Here is a 23,419-nt window from a genome sequence, read left to right as displayed (position 1 = left end):
CTTACTGGGCCGCTGCTGCTGCGGCCTGCAGCCTCTCCGGCGGCACCATTCCGGCGAAGATCCGTCCGTCGTCCGTGACCAGGACGTTGAGCAGGGCGGTGGAGAGCAGCCGGCCGCCAGGGACGGGGACGGCGGCCTGGGACAGCAGCGGGTCCTGCAGCATTGATTCGGCTGCCGCAGCGGACCCACGCGCCGTGCCCACCACGGTCTCCCAGCCGGTACCGGTCACGGAGACGTCCTTCCTGGCGTCTGGATGCATGCCGCCCGGGCTGTGCATATCCGGGGCGTCACGGGACTTGTCCGGAACGGGAAGTTCCTTGACCTTGCTGCCCGGGGGCGGGGTGAAGTTGAAGACGGACTGGTCCGGGGCGTCCAGCGAGAGGCTGGTGAACCCGGAGCGGAACGCCGGGTTGTCCGCCCCGCGTGCGGTCACCTGGACGGACAGGGGCATGCCGTTTTCACCGTCGACGGCGATGGCCACCCTGCCCACCAGGGTCGCGTCGGTTCGCGGTTCAATCAGCAGGTTGTAGGCAGCGCGTCCGGCAACGGAAACGTCCGGTCCCACCGAAACGGCCGTGGTGGGGTCAATCTTGGCCAGGAATTTTTGCGCGAGCTCTGCCGGCGTCGGCATTCCGGCCGCCATGTGGTGCCCGTCGGAACGCGACGGGTCCTGCGCATGCTCCGGCAGGGTCAGGTGGGCGGCCGTGTTGTCTTTGGACGAATAGAACCAGACGTCGCTGCCGTGGCGGACTATGTCCCGTTCAGCCAATTGGTCCATCACCTGCACGCGGGCATTGTCCTTGCCGTCCAGGTAGACGCGCGCGGTGTGCTTGCCTGACAGCAACTCAATGACGGAGGCGGCGCTCCCGGCAGCGGCAGGAGCGGATGGCTTGCCGGTGGCCGGCAGCTCTGGAAGTCCCAACTCAGCGGACTGTTCCACTGTCCCGGAGAACGTATGCACCTGGTGGCTTGCCGCCAGTTCCAGGACCTGCGCGGGCGTCTTGGCCGGCAGTGGATTGCTGGCACCGGCCGGAAGGGAACCGGCCAGGGCACCGGCAGCGATCACCAGCGGGGCAGCGATGGCGGGCAGCCACCGCAGCCACACCCGGCGGCTGTCCGTGCTGTTCCGTTGTGACCGTTTTTCCTGCAGTCGTCCGCTGGAATCCAGCGTGTTGGAGCCCATAGGTAAAGACTACGCCGGTGCAGGTGGATAGGGGCCACCCGCAGTGCCCCCGTCCTGCACCGCGGGCCCTGGTTGCTCCGGCACCACGGTGCCCGCACCGCCGTCGACCGTTATTTTTTGGCCGGTGCTGATCAGTCCGGTGGCGTCAGCGACCCCGACGACCGCGGGGATCCCGTATTCCCTGGCCACCACGGCACCGTGCGAATTGGCTCCGCCCATCTCCATCACCAGCCCTCCCGCGGTCAGGAACAGCGGAGTCCAGCCGGGGTCCGTAGACGGTGCAACCAGGATTTCGCCGGGCTCAAGGCGGGCTCCAACGGGATCCAGGATGACGCGTGCCGCTGCAGTCACAGTCCCCGCCGAGGCAGGGCTGCCGGCCAGCGTTCCTTCAGCTGAAATCCCGACGCCGGTCCGCACCGCTTCGGGTTCGGTCCCGTCCGAGAGCAGCACCCGGGGGATGTGCCGGCGCCTGAGTTCCTGGGCGTAATCCTGGCGGCGGCCGGCCACAAGCGCCCGGAGGTCCTGGACAGGAGCTCCGTTGGCCGCAGCGGTCCCGGACAATGCGTTCCCGGACAACGCCTGCCTGGTTTCAGCGAAGTCCAGGAAGAACACGTCGTCCTGCCGTTCGATGGCGCCTGCCTGCGCCAGCTCACTGCCCACCAGCAGCAGTTGCCGGCGGACTTCCGCGAGGCCTGCAACCAGCTGGTACTTTGGCAGCTCCCGCAGGCCCGCGAACAGCCGTGCCCGGTTCAGCGCGGCACGCACCAGCCTTCCCCTGATCCGGCCACGGGCGGCGGCGCGGGCAACGAGCAGGTCCACCTGCGCTTCCGCGTCTTCGATCGCCTTGCTGAACTGGGAATCGGGCGCCAGGGCGGGGTCCTCCAGTCGAAGGTAGTTGGCAAGGATGCCCAGGATATGCGCCGGTTCCTCCGACCATCGCGGCAGGCCGACGTCTATTTCACCCACCGCCCGGTGGCCGTATCTGTCCAGGAACCGGGCCAGGCCGGCGTCGAGGCGTGCCGGCAGCTGCCCGGCCTGGAACGCGGCCGCCAGGACGTTGGGGTCACCGGTCATCAGCGCGGTGCGTGATTCACGGTCTTCCCGGATCTCCTTGGCAAGATGCCACAGTTCCAGGTCCATTTCGGTGGTGACGTTGTTGGGCAGGCCACGGATCACGGGCTGCAGTTCACCCCAGGCATTTCCGCCCAGCAGCTTTCCCGCAACGCCGAGCATCGCGAAACCCAGTGCGGGAAGGGGAAGAATGGCCGGAACAATCGGGAACAGGCGTGAGCCCAGGAGTGACTCGGCGTGGTCAAGGCGTGCCAAGGCGCCCTCACGGTCGCCGAAATGCAGGGACGCCTCGAAGTCTTGCGTGAAGCGGTCCAACCGCCGGAGGGCTGCCGCTGGCCGGAACAGCGCCCGGAGGAAGGTGCCTGGAACCTTGGCGCGGGCGGCGGCAGGGGCGACGTGCCGCAGCAGCCCGAAGGGCCTCTTCGTGGTCACCGAAAAAGCGGGGTCCTCGAACAGCTGCCGCATGACCCTTGCGGTCCGGGCTTCCATGATGTCGAAAACCCGGGGAACGAGGCGGCGGCCCACGGTGCTGCGGATGGGAGTGGTGAAGTCGATGTAGATCCGCTGCCCGGCTTCCGCATAGGGGGATGGGCCGCCCCGGGGATCACGAACAGGGAAGCCGGCAGCTGTGGCGACGGAGGAGGCGATGAGGCGCACCGCTGCAAGGCCCATGGGCGTAAGCGGCCGGGTAAGCCCCTGGGCCAGGCTGAAGCAAAGGTAGGCCCTGGTGCCCCGGGCGGCCGGGCGGCCCTGCGGGATCCTGCCGGCGGCGCCGTTGCTCTTAGGGACCGGGTACAGGGTGGTGATCGGCCTGGACTGCGTGAGCCAGAGGCTCCCGGTACGGTCGATGGCCCACTCCGTGTCCTGCGGGGCGCCGAAATGATCCTCGGCCTGCAGGCCGAGGCGTGCCAGCCCCGCGATTTGTGTGTCCGTCAGGCAGGCAGTGCTGCTGGCCGGGGAAACATTCCGGGTGTGCGTCCCACCACCGGGCAAGGGCCGCACCTCCACGCCCTTATCGCCCAGTTTCCGCTCCAGGACCTTGCCGGTCAGGGCGTCCACCACGAAGTGGTCCGGATTGACGGCGCCTGAGACAACGGCCTCACCCAGGCCGGGACTGGCATCGATAACAATCTGCCGCCTGCGGCCGGTCAGGGGGTTCGCCGTGAACATGACGCCGGCCGCGTCGGCGTTCACCATCCGCTGGACCACCACCGCGAGCGCCACGCCTGCCGGATCGATCCCGAGGCTTGCCCGGTAGGCGGTTGCCCGGTCCGTCCACAGCGACGCCCAGCAATTGCGGACGGCTTCAAGCAGGGCGGGCACTCCGATGACGTTGAGGTAGGTGTCCTGCTGTCCGGCGAAGCTGGCGAATGGCAGGTCTTCTGCCGTGGCCGACGACCTCACCGCCACCGGAACATCAGGGCCGAGGGCCGTGTACGCCTCTTCCACCGCCCACGAAACGGCCGGTGGAAGAGGAGTTGCCCGGATTGCGGCACGTGCCGCTCCAGCCAGCCCGGCTACGTCGGGCGGTTCCGCAGCGCCGGTCAGTGCTGCGTCCCCTCGTGCGGCCCGCGCCGGGTCTGACAAGGCCGCGTAGATCCCGGCCAGCGCGGGAGGCAGGGATCCGGGGACCCCGACTGCCTGCCGGTAGGCATCGGTGGTGAGGCAGAAACCCTCCGGGACCGGCAAGCCGGCGGACAACAGCTCTCCGAGGTTGGCCGCCTTGCCGCCTGCCAGGGGCAGCATTCCGGCATTGAGCCGGCGCAGATCAAGGACCAGCCCGGCGTCCGTGCCGGTGCCGGCTGTCGGCAACCCTGGCTGCTCCATGTTCCAGATCCCTTATCCGAGGGGCGGTACCGGGTAATGCCTTGCTGCCTGGCCGGTGACGGCTAGGCGGCGTCGCCAAGGATGGGACCGAACCGCGCACGGTCCGCCAGGCGGGGGTCCTCCCGGTCCGGGACCACCATGACCGGTCCCTTGGCGTGGTGGAGCACACCGTCCGATGTTGAGCCCAGGAGCATTCCGGTGAAGCCGCCGCGGCCGCGGGTACCCACCACCACCAGCTCCACGTGCCGGCTTTCCTCCACGAGCACGTCCACCGGCGAACCGTCCTTGAGTTCGTAGCCGGCCTGCAGGTGCGGGTAGTGGCTGCGGAGCCACGCCATGCCGGCTTCCAGGGTGACCCGGATATCGTCAAACAACGCCTTCCGGTCCATGGGTGCGGGAACCCACGCCAGGGAACCGCTGTACTGGGGGACGGCGCAGATCACGCGGAGCGAGGCACCGAGCCGTTCGGCTTGGTCGGCTGCTTCGAGGACAGCCACGCGTGCCTGCTCGGAGCCATCGACGCCCACCACCACCACGTTCTCCACCGGCCTGTGCCCGGACTTGGCCTGCTCTGCCTTGACGCGGCGGTCCTCCGTGCTTTCGCCGAGCCGGTCGGAGCAGAACAACGGGACCGTCACCGTGGGGCATTTTGCATGGGCAGGCAGGGCGCTGCTGACCGATCCCAGGAGGCGGCCCACGAAGCCGCCGCGGCCGCGGGTGCCCACCACCAGGAGTTCCGCGGTTTCGGAGATTTCGAGCAGCACTCCTGCGGCGTCGCCGTTTTCCACCGAGGAACTGACGTCGATGTCGTAGGCGGAAACCTTCTCCGTGGCCTGCTTGGCGATGGCTTCGGCACCCTCACGGATGACGGAATCGTCCACCGTGGCGTAGCCTCCGTCCAGTCCGGAGGCGGCGAAGATCGGCACGGAATAGGCGGTGACGATATGGAGCGGACGACGCCGGCGCTGGGCTTCCCGTGCGGCCCACACCAAGGCGCACTGGCCATGGTCCGAACCGTCGACGCCCACCACGATGCCGTGCGGAGCGCCGGACGCACCACCTCCGTCCCGGGCCGGGTCCGGGTGCAACTCTCGTGAGCCCATGGGGGCCGCCTCCTCGCGATACGCCTGATGTTGCGGCTATTCTGCCAGAAAACGGACCGCTCCCCGCGCACCCCGATGCCCAACGGCGCGGGCAGGAAAAGGGCCGTTCCCGTTCCCCACTATTCTCCGTCCCCCAAGGCTTAGCAAGCCTGTTCAGGGGCGGTAAGGCGGGGTTATCCACAGGCCCTCCCGCGCGGTTCGGAAAGCGCCTTCACGTCATTGGGGATGTTTTCTTCATTGGGCTATCCACGGCTGCATTTGTTCTGTAGTCTTCAGGACATTGTTGGTCCGGGACGCCAACTGCAATTTTCTGCGCGGACTGTCCCGGCCATGCGCTGCGGCCGTACTTGGGGGTATCGGGACGCGGGCCGGCGAGGACGCCGGCACCTGCCGAAAGCTTCGAAGGAGGGAAACTGTGGTGTCAAGCATGCCCGGGGATGCCGGGACCGAACAGACCACCACTGTGATCATTGGCACCGGCCTGTCCGGTCTGGCCGTGGCAGCAGAGCTGCGCCGCCACGGCGTGGACTCCATCGTGGTGGACGGACTGGACATCCTCGGCGCCGGCCAGCCCGCTAACACCTCCTCACTGCAGCGCTGCGATGCGGCGGACAGCGACACGCTCCGGGAGCGCAACGAGATTCTGCGCCACCTGCGCAATTACGCGGCAAGCCACAGCGTGGATGTGCGGAACACCACCCGGGCGGTCCAGCTGACCATGCTGGAAGGCCCCGCCCATGACTCCGCTCCGCAGTGGCAGGTGCACACTCCCACCGGCATCCTGGTGGCCAACCACATCGTCCTGACCAGGTGCGCCCACAGCCAGCTGCGGCGCATGCTCAGTGACTTCGGGATTGCCGTTGGCCGGAACGTGGCAGCGGCCATGCGTGCCATCGGCATCTACCTGGTGGGTGTGGGCGAGCTGATTACGCCGTCCCCCAAGGAGGTCCTGCGCCAGGCCAAGACGGTTGGCCAGGCCATCTCCGCCAAGGTCAATCCGGACAGCGGCCCTTCATCCGGCGGCGCCTTCCCGGCAACGGGAAGCTTTGCGGTGCTGACCTGCTGACGGCCTTCCCGGTGCCCGCCGCCAGGCTGGACCCGTCCGGACCCGCCGTCCGGGGCTACCCCCGGCTGTCCTCGGCGGTATTCCCGCCATCCCCTGCGTCACCGGTGAGCCGGCGCCGGGCCATCACGCCGAGGGCCACCAGCAGCCCAACGGCGACGACTGCAAAAAGCACAATGCTCCACTGGAAGGGCTCGCCGGTATTGGCGGGCCCGGATGGTTCCTCCGTTACCCCGGGCTGTGCCGTTCCCATTCCTGGAACCGCGCCCGCCGCCGTCGGGCTTCCCGCTGCGGACGTTCCGGACGCTGCCGGCGCGGCGGCGCCTGACCCTGCGGTGAAGGTGAACGTGCCCTCGATGGGGTGTGAGTCCGAGCCGACCACGCGCCATGCCACGGTGTACTTCCCTGCGGGGGCGCCCGGCCGCAGCTTTTGCGTTGCCACGTTGTCCAGAATCTGCGCGGACCCGTCCGCCCATTCGGTGCCGCCGGCGTCCTTGACAGAGAATGATGAGCCGATGCCCAGCGGCTTGTTGCTGAAGGTCACGGAGACCTCGGCGGGCGGGGCCGCCAGTGCAGCACCGTGGGCGGGACTGGTGGACTCCGCGGCATCATGGGCGGAGGCCGGCCCGGCAAGGCCCAACAGTGCGGCCGCGAGGACCAGGGCAAGGACAAGGAAACCGGGCACAAGGCGATGCAACGGGCGGCGGACTTGGCGCATGTTGGGGCTGCTCCTGGTGTTGGCTTCCTTACAGACTAGGCGCATTTGCGGGCCCACTCCCTGCCGCACCCTTAGGATGCAGGTATTCCCACACACTTCCCCGGAGGACTAATGCTTAAGCAAGGCTCTGCCCTGGACCGGTATTTCAGGGTCACCGAGCGCGGTTCCAACCTTTCCCGTGAGATCCGGGGCGGGTTCGCCACGTTCTTCGCCATGAGCTACATCGTGGTGCTGAACCCACTGATCCTGTCCGGTCCGGACTCGAACGGCACCACGCTGGGCTTCACCGCGGTGGCCGCCGTCACCGCGTTGGTGGCGGGCATCCTGACCATTCTCATGGGCGCCTGGGGCCGGCACCCCTTTGCCTTGGCCACCGGCCTGGGCGTGAATGCCTTCGTGGCCGTCACCGTGGCCACAAACCCGGGCCTCACCTGGCCGGACATGATGGGCCTGGTGGTCCTCTCCGGCGTCACCATGCTGATCCTGGTCCTGACCGGTTTCCGCACCGCCGTCTTCAGGGCGGTGCCGGACGGCCTCAAGACGGCGATCGTGGTGGGCATCGGCCTGTTCATTGCCCTGATCGGTCTGGTCAACGCCGGGTTCGTGCGGCGCATCCCTGACGTTGCGGGCACCACGGTACCCGTCGGGCTGGGCTTTGAAGGCAAGCTGCTGGGCTGGCCGACGGCCGTTTTCGTTTTCGGCCTGATCCTGACCATCGCCCTGGTGGTGCGCAAGGTCAAGGGCGCCATCCTGATCGGCATCATCACCTCCACCGTGCTGTCCGTGATCCTTGAGATGACCCTGCACATCGGGCCCAGCTTCGACGGCAAGAACTTCAACCCCCAGGGCTGGTCCCTGGTGGCACCGGCATTCTCCGGCTGGGCCGCCCCTGACCTCTCACTGATCGGCAAGGCCAACCCCTTCGGCGCCTTCGGGCACCTCGGCTTCGTGGCCGCAACGCTGCTGGCCTTCGTGATCCTGCTCAGCATCTTCTTCGACGCCATGGGCACCATGGTGGGCCTGGCCAACGAAGCCGGCACGGTGGACGAGCACGGCAACATTCCCGACGTCGACCGCGTGCTCCAGGTGGACGCGCTCGGTGCCATCATCGGTGGCGGTGCTTCCGTCTCCTCCAACCAGATCTACGTGGAAGCCGGCGCCGGCATTGGCGAAGGTGCCCGCACCGGCGTCGCCTCGATCGTTACCGGTCTGCTGTTCCTGGTGGCCATGTTCTTCACCCCGCTGATCAACCTGGTGCCCTTCGAGGCCGTGGCCCCGGCCCTGGTGGTGGTGGGCTTCATGATGGTGTCCCAGGTGGGCAAGATCGACTGGCAGGACTGGGGCATCGCCATCCCGGCGTTCCTGACGTTCACCCTGATGCCGTTCACCTACTCCATCGCCAACGGCCTGGGTGCAGGGTTCATCGCCTACGTGCTGATCCGCACCGTCCAGGGCAGGGTCAAGGACATCCACCCGCTGATGTGGGCCGTGGCAGCGGCGTTCGCGTTGTTCTTCGCCATCGGCCCCATCGAAGCCGCCCTGGGCATGTAACAAGGTACGGGCACAGGGCTGGTGCGGCAGACGCCGCGCCAGCCCTGTTGTTTACACAGGTGTATTGGGCGCGAGCCCTTCGTCGCCGGACACCGCCAGGGCCTTCCTTTGGCGCAGCCGGTCCAGCCGGTTCATCAGCGGCGAGGTGGTGGCGCCATGGATCACGATGGACAGCGCCACCACCAGCCCAATGAAGGACCAGAGCCACCGGCCCTGATCCGCGAAACTGTCTTCGCCCAACGCATAGGCCAGGTAATACAACGACCCGATTCCGCGGATGCCGAAAAATGAGAGCGCCACGCGTTCCCGCGGACCGGTCTTGCCGCCCAGCAGGCCAAGCCAGCCGGCCAGCGGCCTGACCACCAGCAGGAAGGCCAGCGCCACCAGCACTTCCACCAGCCCGATCCCGGCGAGCAATCCGCGGGCGATGGCGCCGCCGAGCAGGACCAGGATCACCACGGTCAGGAGCCGTTCCAGCTGCTCCACATAGGAGTGCAGCACCCTGTGGTAGCCATGGGTGCGCTCAGCGGCCCGTATGGTCACGGCACAGACAAACACCGCAATGAACCCGTACCCCTGCACCATCTCCGTCAGTCCGTAGGCCAGGAACGTCGCCGCCAGGGCCACGAAACCTTCGGAATGGTTGGACAACCTGAGGCTCTCCGCCCGGGCGGAGAAGAATACCCTGGCGAGCAGCTTGCCGGTGAGGAAGCCCGCCAGCAGCCCGATGGCCAGCCGCCACAGCACGTCCATCCCGAACCATTCGCCAAACCATGCAGCCGGATTTGCCCCGGCGATGCTGATGGCAATGGCCAGGTACACGAACGGGAACGCCAGGCCGTCATTGAGCCCGGCCTCGGAGGTGAGGCCGAAGCGGACTTCATCTTCCTTGTCAGTGTGCTCGTCCTGGTCCGCGGGTTCTCCCACCTGGACCTCGGACGCCAGGACAGGGTCCGTGGGGGCAAGGCTGGCGGCCACCAGCAGCGCCGCGCCGAGACCCAGGCCCAGGAACCACATGCCCAGCAGGGTCAGGGCCAGGATGCACAGCGGCATGGCTATCCCCAGGAGCCGCCACGTGGTGGACCAACGCTTGCGTCCCACCGGGCGGTCGAGGGCCAGCCCAGCACCCATCAGCGAGATGATCACGCAGATTTCGGCGAGGTGCATGACAAAGTCGCCGTGTTCCACCGGGTCAGGGTCCGGCAGCGAGGGAATCAGCGCGAACGCTCCCATCCCGGCGCCCAGGAAGACCATGGGCATGGACAAGGGCATATCGCGCAGGAGCTTGGGCAGGACGGCGGCGATGAGGACGGCCAGGCCGGCTGCGGCAAAGAGGATGTCTGGGGCTTCGAACATGGGGAAAAGGCTCTCCAGCCTGGAATGGTGGCGTGGATCCGGCAGCGGACACGCCACGCTTCGATGGGCGGACTGCTCTCACCATAACCCCTGAAACAGGCATGTCCCCGGCGCACGGGTTCTTGGATACCGGACAGGACGACGGCGGCGTTGCTGGTTTTCGTGCCCCGCATGCGGTGAGCTTGAGGCATGTCCCTCCAGCTCCCCGCCGTCGACGTCCCGCCCCAGCCCTGGACAGGAAGGTTCGACGGCGACGGCCCCGGCCACCGCCGATGGTGGCAGGCTGTGAACCAGTCCGGCAACGCCACGGCGGGAGCCGCGGGCGCGGCCGGTGGGGCGGAAGGCGTCAAGCCTGTGGCCCTGCTGGGCTTCGCCAGCGACGAGGGGGTACGCCGGAACAAGGGCCGCACCGGCGCGTCCGCCGCCCCCGCTGCCCTGCGGAAGGCGCTGGGCCCGCTGGCTTTCCACCTGGACCGTCCGGTAACTGACATCGGCGACGTCGCGGTAGCCGGGGAGGACCTGGAAGCCGGGCAGGAACGGCTTGGCCTGGCGGTGGCAGGCCTGCTCGATGCCGGCCACCAGAGCGTTGTCCTGGGCGGCGGACATGAAACCGCCTACGCGAGCTACCTTGGCGTCAGCGCATCACCGGCAGTCCGGGACGGGCAGCGCCTTGGTGTCCTGAACCTTGACGCCCACTTCGATCTCCGCGACGAGCCCGTGCCCAGTTCGGGCACTCCGTTCCTGCAGATGGCCCAAGCCGAAGCCGACGCCGGGCGCGAATTCCGCTACGCCGTCGTCGGAATCTCGGAGCCGAACAACACCCGGGTCCTGTTCGACACCGCGGACAGGCTGGGCGTGCGGTACCTGCTGGACGAGGACTGCGACGCGGACCGGGTCCGGGACTTCGTGGCCGCGTTCCTGGCGGACATCGACGTGCTGTACCTGACCATTGACCTCGACGTGTTGCCCGCCGCGGTGGCGCCCGGGGTGAGCGCACCCGCAGCCTACGGCGTGCCGCTGCCCGTCATTTCGGCGGTCTGCCGGCAGGTGGCGCTGAGCGGGAAGCTCCTGCACCTGGACGTGGCGGAGCTGAACCCTGCGTTCGATGTAGATGGCCGGACCGCCAAAACCGCTGCGCGGCTGATCAACACCCTGCTGCGTTGAAGAATGCCGCTGCCTGCCCTCAGGCTCCCTTCAGGACGTACCGCCGTTCGGGCCGTCCCACGCCGTACTTGAGCCGCACCTCCAACGTGCCCTCGTCATGCAGGTACTCCAGGTAACGGCGGGCGCTGACGCGGGAGGTGCCCAGCTCCTGGGCTACTTCGGCGGCTGAGACGTCACCGGCGGCGGCGTTGACCGCAGCCTCCACCAGCCTCAGCGTCTCAATGCTGCAGCCCTTGGGGAGTGGACGTTCGCTGCGGTCAAGGCCGAACACCCGGTTGACGTCCGATTGCTCTGCCACGTCCTTGGCGGAATCCAGGCCCTGGTAGGCGCTGCGGTAGTGCTCCAGCCGTTCCTGCAGGTCCGTCTGCGAAAAAGGCTTGATCAGGTAGTGGACAATGCCGCCCCGCAGCGCCTTCCGCACGGTTTCCACCTCCCGTGCGGCACTGATCACCAGCACGTCCAGTTCCGGGGCCACTGCCCGCAGCCGCTGCATCAGGTCAAGGCCGTTGATATCCGGCAGGTGGATGTCCAGCAGCACCAGGTCCGGCTTCAGCCGTTCCGTTTCGGCCACCGCCTGGGCCCCGGTGTGAGCGGCACCCACCACCGTGAATCCGGGCGTGCGCTGGATAAAGCCGGCGTGCACCTTGGCCACCATGAAATCGTCATCGACGATCAGGACCTTGATCATGGCTGGGTACTCCCTTGTTTCAGCACGGCGGTAAAGACAGCCCCATTATCGTTCGCCACCGTAAGGTTCCCGCCACTGCGGCGGCAGACCACGCGGGACAGCGCCAGCCCAAAGCCGCGGCTGCCGGCCGGTCCGGGTTCCTTGGTGGTGAAGCCCTGGCGGAAGATGTAGTCCGTGGAGCCGCCGGGAACGCCGGGAACGCCGGGGCCGTTGTCCCGCACTGCCACCACAACGTCTTCCCCGGCTCGGCCCTCCACCTTCACCGTGACCGCTGCCTGCGGAAGCCCGGTGACGGCGTCGAACGCGTTGTCCACCAGGTTCCCCACTACCGTGGTGAGGTCCCTGGACAGCTCGTCATCCACCTTGTCCAGGGCGGAATCGGGGTCCAGTTGCAGGGCAACGCCGCGTTCGGTGGCGAGGCTCGACTTGGCAATCAGCAGGGCAGCGAGCGCGGGATCCTTGATCCGGCCGGTCACTTCGTCGTTGAGCCGGGTCCGGTCCACGGTGGCACCGTTGACGAACTGGACCACGGAATCGTACTCGCCGATCTGGATCAGGCCGGAAATGACGTGCAACTGGTTGGCGAACTCATGTGCCTGGGCCCGGAGGGTGTCCGTGGCGGTGCGGGTGGTGCCCAGTTCCTGCTCCAGTTCCGAGAGTTCCGTACGGTCCCGAAGGGTGGTCACCGAACCAATCACCTTGCCCCGGGACTGGATGGGCACCCGGTTCATCACCACCAGCCGGTCCCCCACCAGCACCAGCTGGTCCGGCCCGGGCTGGTCACGGGTGAGGACTTCCTTGAGGGCGGGTTCGACGGCGAGGCCCGCCACGCGCTTGCCCACGCAGTCGGGCGGGAGGCCCAGCAGGGTGCGGGCGCTGTGGTTTGCCACCGTGATCCGCTCGTTCAGGTCCAGCGCCACCACGCCCTCCTTGAGGCCGTGCAGCATGGCTTCGCGGTTTTCCACCAGGCTGGTGATCTCGCTCGGTTCCATGCCCAGGGTCTGCCGCTTGACCCGCCGTGACAGCAACAGGGAACCAGCGATGCCCAGGACGCTCGCAACACCCAGGTAGGTGAGGAGGTTGGGGACGGCGTCGCCCAGCCGCTCGAGCACGGTGGGGTAGTTGCGGCTGATGGAGGCGATGCCGATCATCCTGCCGGCGTCATCCAGCACCGGAACGTGCGCGGACAGGAGCGGCGCAGGTGTTCCGCCCACCACTCCGGTCCAGGCCCTGCCTTCCATCACCCTGCTGGGTCCGAGCTCCAGCGGCTCACCCAGCAGGCTGGGGTCAGAGGACGCCACCACTACGCGGTCCAGTTTGGCCAGCGCCACCCGGGATGAGCCGGACACGATCCGCACAGATTCCGCCACCGCCGGAAGCACGGCACCGCCCCGCGGCTCAGCCTCCGGGAGGAGCTCGCGCACAATCGGATTGCCGCCCAGTGCTTCCGCGGCGGACAGGGCACGCCTGCCTTCGATCCGTTCAAAGGCCGCAGCGGACTGGGCCAGGGAGATGGCCACGACGCCCACCAGGACAGCCAGGACAATGAGCAACTGCAGCAGAAGGTACTGCCCCGCGAGGGACATTCCTCGTCGTCGAGTCACAATGGGCTTCCTGGTGTTGATCGTTGGCCGCTTTAGTCCGGCGGCGTGGTTGGCCCCCAGGCGCACGGAAGAACGCGGCGCAGGGCCGGGGTGGTACCGGGAACTATATCCCAATGCCGGCGGCAGGGCCGTTGTGGGCTTTTGGAAACGTGAACGCAATGAACACAACTTTCTCTGCGTACACAAGAGTGATCCTGGTCACGGGCACCCCTAGCATCGGAAGCACAAGTCAGCCGCTGCTGATCAGATTTGTTTTGAGAGAAGAGGAACACATGCGCCAGATCCGCGCATTGCGAATTGCCGCCGTCGCCGCCGGCATCGCCCTGATGGCCACCGGTTGCGGTGCCACCGGCAAGAGCTCCACCGGTGCGGAAAGCACCGGCGGCGCCGCCGGACCTATCACCGGCCTGCAGATCATGGTCCCCAACACCCCCGGCGGCGGTTATGACACTACTGCCCGGGCCGCCGCCAAGGTCCTGGACGACGCAAAGATCACAACCAACACCGAAGTCTTCAACCTGGCCGGTGCCGGCGGCACAGTTGGCCTGGCCCGGATCGTGAACGAAAAGGGCAACGGCGACCTGGCCATGCTCATGGGCCTGGGCGTGGTGGGCGCCAGCTACACCAACAAGTCCGAGTCCAAGCTGACCCAGACCACGCCGTTGGCCCGCCTCATCGAAGAGCCCGGCGCCATCATGGTGGGCAAGGATTCGCCCTATAAGACCATCGATGACCTGGTGAACGCATGGAAAGCCGATCCCGGTTCCATCGCCGTGGGCGGCGGCTCCAACCCCGGCGGCCCTGACCACCTGCTGCCCATGCAGCTGGCCGGAGCCGTGGGCATTGACGCCACCAAGGTCAACTACGTTGCCTACGACGGCGGCGGCGACCTCCTGCCTGCCATTCTCGGCAACAAGCTCGGCTTCGCCGCTTCCGGCGCCGGCGAGTACCTGCAGCAGATCCAGTCAGGCGAAGTACGCGTCCTGGCCACCAGTGGTGAAAAGCGGCTCGAGGGCGTGGATGCCCCTACGTTGAAGGAATCCAACATCGACCTGGTATTTACCAACTGGCGCGGCATGGTGGCCCCTCCGGGCATCAGTGACGAGGAGAAAGCCAAGCTGATCGCCGCCCTTGAGAAGATGCACGGTACCGAGGGCTGGAAGGAAGCGCTGAAGACACACAGCTGGACTGACGCATTCATCACCGGTGACGAATTCAAGTCCTTCCTCGGCGACCAGGACAAGCGGGTGGCGGACGTGCTCACCAAGCTTGGGTTGGCGTGAGCTCCCTGGCAACAGGCCTTAAAGGCCGCGCCGAGCTGGGGGTTGCCCTCCTGCTCGGCGCGGCCGGCGTCATTGTGTTCCTTGACGCCAGCCGCCTGGTCATCACGTATTCCCAAGCTGATCCGGTAGGGCCAAAGACTCTTCCCTACCTGGTGTCCGGCCTGCTGGTCACCTGCGCGGTCCTCCTGGCCATTAACGTCCTGCGTGGCGGCCAGGGCGAGGCGGAGGGCGGCGAGGACGTTGACCTCACCCACCCCGCCGACTGGAAGACTGTCCTGCCCCTGGCCGGTGCCTTCGTGGCCAATATCCTGTTGATCGACTGGGCCGGCTGGGTCATCTCCGGAACCATCCTCTTCTGGGGCTGCACCTGGGCCTTGGGCAGCAGGCACTACGTCCGCGACGGCCTGATTGCCGTTGGCCTGCCCGTCCTCACCTTCTACGGCTTTTACCTCGGCCTGGGCATCCACCTCCCCGCTGGCCTCCTGGAAGGGATCCTGTAATGGACGTCTGGTCCTCCCTGATGGACGGTTTCGCCACCGCCCTGACTCCCATGAACCTCCTCTACGCCATGATCGGCGTCATCCTGGGTACCGCCGTCGGCGTCCTCCCGGGACTGGGCCCGGCCATGACAGTGGCTCTCTTGCTGCCCGTCACCCAGGTGCTGGAACCCACCAGCGCATTCATTATGTTTGCCGGCATCTATTACGGCGGCATGTACGGCGGGTCCACAACTTCCATCCTCCTTAACACCCCCGGCGAATCCTCCTCCGTGATCACCGCGATAGAAGGAAACAAGATGGCCAAGGCCGGCAGGGCCGCCCAGGCCCTGGCGACTGCGGCGATCGGCTCCTTCGTGGCCGGCACCATTGGTACTGCCCTGCTGGCAATGTTCGCGCCGATCGTGGTGCAGTTCGCCGTCAGCCTCGGCTCCCCCAGCTACTTCGCGATTATGGTCCTGGCCCTGCTGGCGGTCACCGCTGTACTGGGCTCCTCCCGGCTGCGCGGCTTCGCTGCTCTGGGCCTTGGCCTGGCCATCGGCCTGGTAGGCATGGGCTCCGGCCAGGCCCGCCTCACGTTCGGTATTCCACTGCTGTCTGACGGCATCGACATCGTGGTGGTTGCCGTGGCGATTTTTGCCGTGGGCGAGGCCCTCTGGGTGGCCGCGCATTTGCGCCGCACTCCCCTGGAAGCCATTCCGGTGGGCCAGCCCTGGATGGGCAAGTCCGACTGGAAGCGTTCCTGGAAGCCGTGGCTGCGCGGTACTGCATTTGGCTTCCCGTTTGGCGCGCTGCCGGCCGGCGGTGCGGAGATTCCCACGTTCCTCTCCTACGTAACGGAGAAACGGCTCAGCAAACACCCTGAAGAGTTCGGCAAGGGCGCCATTGAAGGCGTCGCCGGGCCGGAAGCCGCAAACAACGCATCCGCTGCCGGCACGCTGACACCGATGCTGGCCCTGGGCCTGCCCACCAACGCTACTGCTGCCGTGATGCTGGCCGCGTTCACCGGATACGGCATCCAGCCTGGTCCCCAGCTCTTCGCCAGCCAGGGCCCCCTCGTGTGGGCGTTGATCGCCAGCCTCTTCATTGGCAACTTCCTGCTGCTGCTTATCAACCTGCCCTTGGCTCCCTTGTGGGCTAAGCTCCTGCAGATTCCCCGCCCCTACCTGTATGCCGGCATTCTGTTCTTCGCCACGCTTGGCGCCTATTCGGTAAACCTGCAGGCTTTCGACTTGGTGCTGCTGTTGGTTTTCGGCGCCTTGGGTTTCATGATGCGGCGCTTCGGACTTCCGGTTCTGCCGCTGATCCTCGGTGTGATCCTCGGCCCGCGGCTGGAAGACCAACTGCGCAAGACGCTCAAGCTTTCCGGCGGAGACCCGGCGGGGCTGTTCAACGAGCCGATCGCCATCGTTGTATACATCATCGTCGGACTCATCCTGCTGTGGCCGCTGGTCTTCAAACTGATCCGACGGAGCCGCCCGGTTGCCGCAACCGGAACACCTGCGGCTCCGGCCGGCGGGTCAGCCACCCTTGCTTCCGAGGCCGATGACGCGGTCCACTCGAACCTGAATGCCTTCAGTCCCGACCATAAGGAGCGATCATGACCGTCGTTGTGGGATACGTCCCGACCCCCGAGGGCGAAGCTGCCCTGACCCAGGCCATCACCGAAGCCCGGAAGAGCAACAGCACACTGGTGCTGATCAATTCCTCCAAGGGCGAGTCAACGGTGGACAGCCGCTTTGCCCCGGACGGCGAAATCCAGGACATCGAGCAGCGGCTGGCCGGCCAGGGCATCGAGTACGTGATCAAGCGGCCGGTCCGCGGGCATGATGCCGCGGCTGAGGTGCTGGACGCCGCCGAGGAACACAACGCCGACCTGATTGTGATTGGCCTGCGCCGCCGCACGCCGGTGGGCAAGCTGATTATGGGCAGCACGTCCCAGCGCATCCTGCTGGAGGCCGACTGCCCGGTCCTGGCCGTAAAGGCGGTCTAGGCCGGGACGGCCGCCGGTGCCCGGAACATCTCCTGGCGCTGGCGGCCCAGGCCCTCCACCTCTACCTCCACCACGTCGCCCGGCCGGAGGTAGGGGAAACGGCCGCTGAGGGCCACCCCCTGCGGCGTTCCGGTGAGGATCACGTCGCCCGGTTCCAGCCGCATGTACTGGCTGCAGTGGTGAACCAGCGTGGGCGCATCGAAGATAAGCTCCGATGACCAGGAATCCTGGCGCGGCTCACCATTCACCCAGCTGCGGAGCCGCAGGTTGCCGCCGTCGATCGCGTCAGCCGGAACCAGCCATGGCCCCAGGGGCGTTGACCCGGGAAGGGACTTGCCCTTGGTCCATTGCCCGGCCGCTCCGGGCAACTGATATTCCCGCTCCGACAAGTCATTGGCCGTGACGTAGCCGGCAATGCATGCGGCGGCTTCTTCCACCGAGCCGAGGTAGCTGGCTTCCCTGCCGACCACGATGCCCAGTTCCACTTCCCAGTCGTAGTGGGTGGAGCGGGGCGGCAACGGGGCAGGGTCGCTGGGCCCCGTGACGGTGTTGCTGGGCTTGAGGAAGACGACGGGAATTGCGGGCGGCTCGGCCCCTGACTCCGCGGCATGGGCGGCATAGTTCATCCCGATCCCCACCACCGAGCCCGGCCGGGCTACGGGGGAACCGATCCGGAGTGCAGCGGCGCCTTCCAGGACGGGCAGTTCCCCGGCCTCCAGTGCTTTGCGCACCTTTGTCGGGCCACCGGAGCCAAGGAACGCTCCATCCACGTCAGCGGTCAGTGGCAGCAGGCTGAAATACTGGTCGGTTCCGTCCGCCGAAGACACCAGCACGGCAGGCTGTTCACTGCCGCTTTCGCCCAGGCGCATGATCTTCATACCGGATTCTCCTCAAGCTGTATCGTTGGGTGCTTTCCGGGCCTTGCGGGGCCCCATCCCATGGTCGTCGATTTCCCGTGGACGCCGCGAACGAACGTATTATGACCGCACCTCCCCGCCGCCAAAAGGACAGTCATCTGACATCTAGCAGGAGCAGTCGGTAGAATGGTGGAGCCACCCCGGCACGAAACAGAGAAAGTTCAGTAATGACTACAGCCACTTTGGAGCGGATCCCCGCCGCTGCCGAGCCCAGCCAAGGACCTGCCGTCCGGTCCATCAGCCTGGAGTTCTCCAGCGCCAGCGAGGTCCATGCAGGACTGGAAGAGGCGGTGGCCGAAATGATTGAGGTGGCAGCAAAGGATGCCGACTGCGGCATCCTGGTCACCCGGCTTCATCCGGGACGCTACACGGTAGCCCTGGATGCATCAGTGCCTTTCGGCGAAACGTACGAATCCGTCGCCGCCTGACCTGCCCTCCCGGGCCGCCACGGCCCCACCCACGGCCAGGGCCGTCAGGCTGTCCGGAACGAAGAATCCCCGCACGCCGTACGGCGTGCGGGGATTCTTCGTTCCTGCTGGCGGGACTGCTAGCCGCGGCGGACCTGCACCCCGTCAGACTTCAAAAAGAGCTGCTTTTCAGTGGGACCGGCCGGCACAAGCCACAGAACGTTGCCGCTCTGGGACACTTCCTCCACCTCCCCGGCGGCTACGACATGGGCCTGCTTGATAATCTCGACGTGATCGCCGGCCTGGAGGGACCTCCAGTCCGAAACCACGGCGGAATGGGCATTTCGCTTCGACAGGACTGCCCCACGTGCTTTCATTTGAACTTCTACCCCTTTGTATCGTTCTGCTGCCACAGCCTCTTTGATGTGACTTTCACTACATCTTCAGTTCTACTACACTCCCGGCGCCACGGTGGGCCGTGGCGCCGGAAATTCCACCTTTTGGACGGACAGTCCAAAAGCGCTGAAGATTGTTCGCTGTCAGGCCAGCGGCCCGACTGCAGATTCGGCCGCCCGGAGCACCTCACCCGAGGCGACCAGGCGGTCCGCCGCTTCCAGTTCCGGCGACAGGAACCGGTCGGTTCCCGGCCCCTCCACCACCGCGCGCAGGGCGGCCACCACCGCAGCACCCGCAGGTCCCGGGGTCAGGACCCCGCCGGAGAGCTGCGTGCGGATATCCAGGGCGCGGGCCGAGGTCACCAGTTCGATGGCCAGGACGCGGCGGAGGTTCTCCACGGCCTTGCGGAGCTTCCGCGCTGCGTGCCAGCCCATGGACACGTGGTCCTCCTGCATGGCGGAACTCGGGATCGAGTCCACCGACGCCGGAACGGCAAGCCGCTTGTTGTCCGAGACCAGGCCGGCCTGCGTGTACTGGGCGATCATCAGCCCGGAGTCCACGCCGGGGTCAGCCGCGAGGAAAGCCGGCAGGCCATGCGAACGGGCAGGATCCAGCATGCGGTCGGTACGGCGTTCAGCGATGGAGCTGAGGTCGGCCACCGCGATTGCCAGGTAGTCCAGCACGTAAGCCACCGGAGCGCCGTGGAAGTTGCCGTTGGAGCTGACCCGGCCGTCGGGAAGGACCACGGGGTTGTCGATCGCTGCAGCCAGTTCCCGCGTGGCCACCAGTTCCGCGTGGTCAACGGTGTCGCGGACGGAGCCGGCAACCTGCGGGGCGCAGCGCAGCGAGTACGCGTCCTGGACCCGGGAATCCCCCACCCGGTGTGAAGCGACGATGGGTGAATCGGACAGCACGCGCAGCATGTTGTCTGCACTGGCGGCCTGGCCGGGGTGCGGCCGAAGCGCGGCGTGCAGTTCGGGCAGGAACACCTGGTCCGTGCCCAGCAGCGCCTCGACGCTGAGCGCGGCGGTGATGTCCGCCGTTGTCAGCAGTTGGCGAAGGTCGGCGATGGCCATCAGGAGCATGCCCAGCATGCCCTCGGTGCCGTTGACCAGGGCCAGGCCTTCCTTTTCGGCCAGGGTGACCGGCTCGATGCCGTGTTCTGCCAGCAGCTCAGCGACAGTCCGCTCTCCCCGCCCGCCGTATGTCACGCCGTCGGGCCCTTCCGCCTCCCCTTCGCCCATCAGGACCAGGGCGCAGTGGGACAGCGGTGCCAGGTCACCGGAGCAGCCCAGCGAGCCGAACTCGCGGACCACCGGGGTGATGCCGGCGTTGAGGACGTCCACCATGGTCTGCAGGACAACGGGGCGGACACCGGTACGGCCGGAGGCGAGGGTCTTGGCACGCAGGAACATGATGCCGCGGACCACTTCCCGCTCCACGGCCGGTCCCATGCCTGCCGCGTGGCTGCGGATCAGGGACTTCTGCAGCTGCGTGCGCAGTTCGTTGGGGATGTGGCGGTTGGCCAGGGCGCCGAAGCCGGTGGAGATGCCGTAGGCGGGGGCGTCGCTGGAGGCGAGGTCATCAATGTGGGCGCGGACCTTGGCCACGATGTCCAGGGCGTCCGGGGAGATGCTCACCTTCGCGTTGTGGCGCGCGACGGCGAGCACATCCCCGGGCGTGACGCCGACGGAGCCAAGGGTGACGGTCAGCGGTTGGTGCGTAATGGCTGTCATTGTTTCCTACTTCGGTGGTTGCTCCCAACTAGGTAGCAGTAGATGTCGTTATGAGCCGTCAAAACGACATCTACTGCTACCTAGTTGGGTTAGCGGGGTGTCGGTTAGCTGTTCTCGTTCATGGGGATGCGGACGCCGCGCTCTTTGGCGACGTCGAGGGCGCGCTCATAGCCGGCGTCGGCGTGGCGGATGACGCCCATGCCGGGGTCATTGGTGAGGAGGCGTTCGAGCTTCTGGGCGGCGAGGTCGGTGCCGTCGGCGACGGAAACCTGTCCGGCGTGGATGGAGCGGCCGATGCCGACGCCGCCGCCGTGGTGCAGGGACACCCAGGTGGCGCCGGAGGCGGTGTTGAGCAGGGCGTTCAGCATGGGCCAGTCGGCGATGGCGTCCGAGCCGTCCTTCATGGCTTCGGTTTCCCGGTACGGCGAGGCGACCGAGCCCGAGTCCAGGTGGTCGCGCCCGATGACGATGGGGGCCTTGACCTTGCCGTCCTTCACCAACTGGTTGAACAGCAGCCCGGCCTTGGCGCGTTCGCCGTAGCCGAGCCAGCAGATGCGTGCCGGCAGGCCTTCGAACTCGACGCGCTCCTGGGCGGCGTCGATCCAGCGGTGCAGGTGCTTGTTCTCCGGAAAGAGCTCCTTGATGGCTTCGTCCGTGACGCGGATATCTTCCGGGTCGCCGGACAGGGCAACCCAGCGGAACGGGCCAAGCCCTTCGCAGAACAAAGGCCGAATGTAGGCCGGGACGAAGCCCGGGAATTCGAAGGCGCGGGTGTAGCCGCCCTTGCGGGCCTCGTCGCGGATGGAGTTGCCGTAGTCGAACACCTCGGCGCCGGCGTCCTGGAATTCCACCATTGCCTGCACGTGCCGGGCCATGGATGCCTGGGCCTTCTTGGTGAAGCCTTCAGGATCGGCCTCTGCCTCCCGGTGCCACTCCGCCACCGAAATACCCTCGGGCAGGTAGGACAGGGGGTCGTGGGCGGAGGTCTGGTCCGTGACGATGTCCACGGTAAGTTCGCCGGCTTTGTGGCGGCGCAGGATCTCGGGGAAGACTTCGGCGGCGTTGCCCACGTAGCCGACGGACCAGCCATGGCGCTCCTCCTTGGCCTTGAGCACCTTGGCGATGGCGGCGTCGAGGTCGGTTTCCACCTCATCCAGGTAGCGTTTGCCGGCGCGGCGGCGCAGCCGGGTTTCGTCGACGTCGACAATCAGGCAGGCGCCATCGTTCAGGGTGACGGCCAGCGGCTGGGCACCGCCCATGCCGCCGCAGCCGCCGGTGAGGGTCAGCGTGCCGGCGAGGGTGCCGTTGTCGTCCCCGGTGAGCTTGCGGGCGATCGCGGCGAAGGTTTCGAAGGTGCCCTGCAGGATGCCCTGCGTGCCGATGTAGATCCAGGAACCGGCGGTCATCTGGCCGTACATCATCAGGCCCTCCGCCTCGAGCCGGCGGAATTCCGGCCACGTTGCCCAGTCGCCCACCAGGTTGGAGTTGGCCAGCAGGACGCGCGGGGCCCACTCGTTGGTGCGGAACACACCCACCGGCTTGCCGGACTGGACCAGGAGGGTTTCGTCCTTTTCCATGGTTTCCAGGGTGCGGGTGATGGCATCGAAGGCGGCCCAGGAGCGGACGGCCCGGCCGGTGCCGCCGTAGACCACCAGATCGTCGGGGCGCTCTGCCACTTCGGGGTCCAGGTTGTTCATCAGCATGCGCAGCGGCGCTTCGGTCTGCCAGGACTTGGCGGTGAGCTCGGTGCCGCGGGCTGCTTTGACCGGGCGGGCCCCTGTGGTGAAATCGGCGGGTGCCATGATGGGCTCCTTTTCTTGGTGTCTGAGATTTCGAAGAAGTTCTGTAACAACTAAAGCGCCTGGAGAAGGGGCATCACAGGGCTTTCAAGGGTGTGCTGTCCGGAGTGCCAGACAAGCTCTGCTGGCCAGGTTGCTCTATCACTTATGGCTCCCATTCCGGGGTTTTAGCAGCCGTAAGTGATGGAGCAACGAGGGTTATTTTCCCGGGCGGCCGTGGATTCGGACAGAGAGTTCGTCGGCCACTTTCTGCACGCGGGCGGCCAGCACCGGCCACTGGTCATGGGGCAGTTTGTCCTCCAGGAAGGTGACTGCGACGGCGGCGGTGGGCCAGCCCAAATGGTCGGTGACCGCGGCGGCAATGGAGCCGAAGCCAGGGGTCACCTCGCCGTGTTCGGTGGCATATCCGCGCTGCCTCACCTGGTCGAGGTGCGAGGACAGCGCGGAATACTTCATGATGGCGCCCTCCACCTCGTGCCGGGCAGTGAAGGCCGCCGCATTTGGATACAGGGCCCGCACCTGCGATTTGGGCAACGCTGCCAGGATGGCCCGCCCGCTGGCGGTGAGGTGGCTGGGAAGCCGGACGCCGACGTCCGTCACCAGGGAAGGACGGTTCTTGGCCCGCTCCTCCACGATGTACAGGACGTCGCGGCCATGCAGGACGGCAAGGTGCGCACTCTCGCCGATGGTGTCCACCAAACCCGCAAGCAGGGGGCGGCCCAGCCGGGACAGCGGCTCCTGCCGGGAGTACGCCGAACTGAGTTCGAACGCACTGATGCCCAGCCCGTACCGCTGCTCCTCGTGGAGATGGAGGACGAAGCCATTGGCCTCCATCACCCCCAGCAGGTGGTAGACGCTGGACCTGGGCAGATCAAGGCTGGACGCGATCTGGGATGCCGCCATGGGGCCACGCCGCGAAGCCAGCAGCTTGAGGATGCGCAGCGTGTTCTCGGCGGCAGGAACCTTTGACGACGCCTTGACCGTGGCGCGCGGCGCCTGGCTGTCCGTGCTTAATGCAGTGCTCATGGCCTGGAAGGTTCTTTCTGGGTAGCTATGTCCGGTA

20 protein-coding genes are annotated in these 23,419 nt (G+C 66.9%); 8 read left to right on the top strand and 12 right to left on the bottom strand.

Annotated features, from left to right (window positions below; genetic code table 11):
* Position 1: 1 nt before the first annotated feature.
* The 3 genes from FBY33_RS07570 to FBY33_RS07560 all read right to left on the bottom strand — a co-directional run bounded on the left by FBY33_RS07570 (position 2) and on the right by FBY33_RS07560 (position 5,184).
* Positions 2–1,183, bottom strand: a complete 1,182-nt coding sequence (locus tag FBY33_RS07570) for a LolA family protein (RefSeq protein ID WP_235010480.1) — start codon at positions 1,181–1,183, stop codon at positions 2–4.
* Positions 1,184–1,192: 9 nt separating this feature from the next.
* On the bottom strand, positions 1,193–4,081 hold the full coding sequence (locus tag FBY33_RS07565) for a PEP/pyruvate-binding domain-containing protein (RefSeq protein WP_142030041.1): 2,889 nt from the start codon (positions 4,079–4,081) through the stop codon (positions 1,193–1,195).
* 62 nt (positions 4,082–4,143) lie between these two features.
* Positions 4,144–5,184, bottom strand: a complete 1,041-nt coding sequence (locus FBY33_RS07560) for a universal stress protein (protein ID WP_142030040.1) — start codon at positions 5,182–5,184, stop codon at positions 4,144–4,146.
* Positions 5,185–5,611: 427 nt separating this feature from the next.
* Here FBY33_RS07560 and FBY33_RS07555 point away from each other — a divergent pair, with 427 nt between their 5' ends.
* Positions 5,612–6,250, top strand: coding sequence for an NAD(P)-binding protein (locus FBY33_RS07555; RefSeq protein WP_142032631.1), 639 nt, complete (start codon positions 5,612–5,614; stop codon positions 6,248–6,250).
* A gap of 55 nt (positions 6,251–6,305) precedes the next feature.
* Here FBY33_RS07555 and FBY33_RS07550 read toward each other — a convergent pair whose 3' ends face one another.
* Positions 6,306–6,965, bottom strand: coding sequence for a copper resistance CopC family protein (locus tag FBY33_RS07550; RefSeq protein ID WP_142030039.1), 660 nt, complete (start codon positions 6,963–6,965; stop codon positions 6,306–6,308).
* A gap of 111 nt (positions 6,966–7,076) precedes the next feature.
* Here FBY33_RS07550 and FBY33_RS07545 point away from each other — a divergent pair, with 111 nt between their 5' ends.
* Positions 7,077–8,516 carry an NCS2 family permease gene (locus FBY33_RS07545; protein ID WP_142030038.1) on the top strand — a complete coding sequence of 480 codons (1,440 nt, stop codon included), beginning with the start codon at positions 7,077–7,079 and terminating at the stop codon, positions 8,514–8,516.
* Between the two features lie 51 nt (positions 8,517–8,567).
* On the opposite strand, the gene FBY33_RS07540 is transcribed toward FBY33_RS07545, so the two are convergent.
* A complete protein-coding gene (locus FBY33_RS07540; protein WP_142030037.1) occupies positions 8,568–9,872 on the bottom strand; it encodes a cation:proton antiporter in 1,305 nt (434 codons plus the stop codon).
* Between the two features lie 189 nt (positions 9,873–10,061).
* Between FBY33_RS07540 and hutG the strand changes: the two genes are divergently transcribed.
* Complete coding sequence (gene hutG, locus FBY33_RS07535) at positions 10,062–11,036, top strand: formimidoylglutamase (protein ID WP_142030036.1); 975 nt, start codon at positions 10,062–10,064, stop codon at positions 11,034–11,036.
* 19 nt (positions 11,037–11,055) lie between these two features.
* Here hutG and FBY33_RS07530 read toward each other — a convergent pair whose 3' ends face one another.
* Positions 11,056–11,724 (bottom strand): response regulator, encoded by a 669-nt coding sequence (locus FBY33_RS07530; protein ID WP_142030035.1) that lies wholly within the window; start codon positions 11,722–11,724, stop codon positions 11,056–11,058.
* A complete protein-coding gene (locus tag FBY33_RS07525) occupies positions 11,721–13,310 on the bottom strand; it encodes a sensor histidine kinase (protein WP_142032629.1) in 1,590 nt (529 codons plus the stop codon). The genes FBY33_RS07530 and FBY33_RS07525 overlap by 4 nt, the downstream gene beginning before the upstream one ends.
* Before the next feature lie 290 nt (positions 13,311–13,600).
* Between FBY33_RS07525 and FBY33_RS07520 the strand changes: the two genes are divergently transcribed.
* The 4 genes from FBY33_RS07520 to FBY33_RS07505 are packed head-to-tail and all read left to right on the top strand — an operon-like array spanning position 13,601 to position 17,101.
* Positions 13,601–14,611, top strand: coding sequence for a Bug family tripartite tricarboxylate transporter substrate binding protein (locus FBY33_RS07520; RefSeq protein WP_142030034.1), 1,011 nt, complete (start codon positions 13,601–13,603; stop codon positions 14,609–14,611).
* Entirely contained in the window at positions 14,608–15,111 is a 504-nt protein-coding gene (locus FBY33_RS07515) for a tripartite tricarboxylate transporter TctB family protein (RefSeq protein ID WP_142030033.1), read from the top strand. The genes FBY33_RS07520 and FBY33_RS07515 overlap by 4 nt, the downstream gene beginning before the upstream one ends.
* Positions 15,111–16,712, top strand: coding sequence for a tripartite tricarboxylate transporter permease (locus tag FBY33_RS07510; RefSeq protein WP_235010479.1), 1,602 nt, complete (start codon positions 15,111–15,113; stop codon positions 16,710–16,712). The genes FBY33_RS07515 and FBY33_RS07510 overlap by 1 nt, the downstream gene beginning before the upstream one ends.
* Positions 16,709–17,101 carry a universal stress protein gene (locus FBY33_RS07505; protein WP_142030032.1) on the top strand — a complete coding sequence of 131 codons (393 nt, stop codon included), beginning with the start codon at positions 16,709–16,711 and terminating at the stop codon, positions 17,099–17,101. Before FBY33_RS07510 ends, FBY33_RS07505 begins: the two co-directional genes overlap by 4 nt.
* Here the strand turns inward: FBY33_RS07505 and FBY33_RS07500 are convergent.
* On the bottom strand, positions 17,098–17,979 hold the full coding sequence (locus FBY33_RS07500; protein WP_142030031.1) for a fumarylacetoacetate hydrolase family protein: 882 nt from the start codon (positions 17,977–17,979) through the stop codon (positions 17,098–17,100). The two genes, FBY33_RS07505 and FBY33_RS07500, sit on opposite strands and share 4 nt — an antisense overlap.
* A gap of 206 nt (positions 17,980–18,185) precedes the next feature.
* Here FBY33_RS07500 and FBY33_RS07495 point away from each other — a divergent pair, with 206 nt between their 5' ends.
* Positions 18,186–18,446: a hypothetical protein gene (locus FBY33_RS07495; RefSeq protein WP_142030030.1), complete on the top strand. Its 261-nt coding sequence runs from the start codon at positions 18,186–18,188 to the stop codon at positions 18,444–18,446.
* A gap of 119 nt (positions 18,447–18,565) precedes the next feature.
* On the opposite strand, the gene FBY33_RS07490 is transcribed toward FBY33_RS07495, so the two are convergent.
* The 4 genes from FBY33_RS07490 to FBY33_RS07475 all read right to left on the bottom strand — a co-directional run bounded on the left by FBY33_RS07490 (position 18,566) and on the right by FBY33_RS07475 (position 23,382).
* Entirely contained in the window at positions 18,566–18,802 is a 237-nt protein-coding gene (locus FBY33_RS07490; RefSeq protein WP_142030029.1) for a hypothetical protein, read from the bottom strand.
* A 162-nt stretch (positions 18,803–18,964) separates the two neighbouring features.
* Positions 18,965–20,557: a histidine ammonia-lyase gene (gene hutH, locus FBY33_RS07485; protein WP_142030028.1), complete on the bottom strand. Its 1,593-nt coding sequence runs from the start codon at positions 20,555–20,557 to the stop codon at positions 18,965–18,967.
* A 104-nt stretch (positions 20,558–20,661) separates the two neighbouring features.
* Entirely contained in the window at positions 20,662–22,359 is a 1,698-nt protein-coding gene (hutU, locus tag FBY33_RS07480; protein ID WP_142030027.1) for a urocanate hydratase, read from the bottom strand.
* Between the two features lie 195 nt (positions 22,360–22,554).
* On the bottom strand, positions 22,555–23,382 hold the full coding sequence (locus tag FBY33_RS07475) for an IclR family transcriptional regulator (protein ID WP_142030026.1): 828 nt from the start codon (positions 23,380–23,382) through the stop codon (positions 22,555–22,557).
* Positions 23,383–23,419: the final 37 nt, after the last annotated feature.

The organism is Arthrobacter sp. SLBN-112 (assembly GCF_006715225.1).
Taxonomy (GTDB): Bacteria; Actinomycetota; Actinomycetes; order Actinomycetales; family Micrococcaceae; genus Arthrobacter.
Note: the sequence above shows the minus strand (reverse complement) of the source record. Positions and strands in the feature narration are given on the sequence as shown.

Bases quoted from the DNA above. Each gene is read 5' to 3' on its own strand.
- FBY33_RS07570 (WP_235010480.1), bottom strand. From the start codon at position 1,183: ATGGGCTCCAACACGCTGGATTCCAGCGGACGACTGCAGGAAAAACGG.
- FBY33_RS07565 (WP_142030041.1), bottom strand. From the start codon at position 4,081: ATGGAGCAGCCAGGGTTGCCGACAGCCGGCACCGGCACGGACGCCGGG.
- FBY33_RS07560 (WP_142030040.1), bottom strand. From the start codon at position 5,184: ATGGGCTCACGAGAGTTGCACCCGGACCCGGCCCGGGACGGAGGTGGT.
- FBY33_RS07555 (WP_142032631.1), top strand. From the start codon at position 5,612: ATGCCCGGGGATGCCGGGACCGAACAGACCACCACTGTGATCATTGGC.
- FBY33_RS07550 (WP_142030039.1), bottom strand. From the start codon at position 6,965: ATGCGCCAAGTCCGCCGCCCGTTGCATCGCCTTGTGCCCGGTTTCCTT.
- FBY33_RS07545 (WP_142030038.1), top strand. From the start codon at position 7,077: ATGCTTAAGCAAGGCTCTGCCCTGGACCGGTATTTCAGGGTCACCGAG.
- FBY33_RS07540 (WP_142030037.1), bottom strand. From the start codon at position 9,872: ATGTTCGAAGCCCCAGACATCCTCTTTGCCGCAGCCGGCCTGGCCGTC.
- hutG (WP_142030036.1), top strand. From the start codon at position 10,062: ATGTCCCTCCAGCTCCCCGCCGTCGACGTCCCGCCCCAGCCCTGGACA.
- FBY33_RS07530 (WP_142030035.1), bottom strand. From the start codon at position 11,724: ATGATCAAGGTCCTGATCGTCGATGACGATTTCATGGTGGCCAAGGTG.
- FBY33_RS07525 (WP_142032629.1), bottom strand. From the start codon at position 13,310: ATGTCCCTCGCGGGGCAGTACCTTCTGCTGCAGTTGCTCATTGTCCTG.
- FBY33_RS07520 (WP_142030034.1), top strand. From the start codon at position 13,601: ATGCGCCAGATCCGCGCATTGCGAATTGCCGCCGTCGCCGCCGGCATC.
- FBY33_RS07510 (WP_235010479.1), top strand. From the start codon at position 15,111: ATGGACGTCTGGTCCTCCCTGATGGACGGTTTCGCCACCGCCCTGACT.
- FBY33_RS07505 (WP_142030032.1), top strand. From the start codon at position 16,709: ATGACCGTCGTTGTGGGATACGTCCCGACCCCCGAGGGCGAAGCTGCC.
- FBY33_RS07500 (WP_142030031.1), bottom strand. From the start codon at position 17,979: ATGAAGATCATGCGCCTGGGCGAAAGCGGCAGTGAACAGCCTGCCGTG.
- FBY33_RS07495 (WP_142030030.1), top strand. From the start codon at position 18,186: ATGACTACAGCCACTTTGGAGCGGATCCCCGCCGCTGCCGAGCCCAGC.
- FBY33_RS07490 (WP_142030029.1), bottom strand. From the start codon at position 18,802: ATGAAAGCACGTGGGGCAGTCCTGTCGAAGCGAAATGCCCATTCCGCC.
- hutH (WP_142030028.1), bottom strand. From the start codon at position 20,557: ATGACAGCCATTACGCACCAACCGCTGACCGTCACCCTTGGCTCCGTC.
- hutU (WP_142030027.1), bottom strand. From the start codon at position 22,359: ATGGCACCCGCCGATTTCACCACAGGGGCCCGCCCGGTCAAAGCAGCC.
- FBY33_RS07475 (WP_142030026.1), bottom strand. From the start codon at position 23,382: ATGAGCACTGCATTAAGCACGGACAGCCAGGCGCCGCGCGCCACGGTC.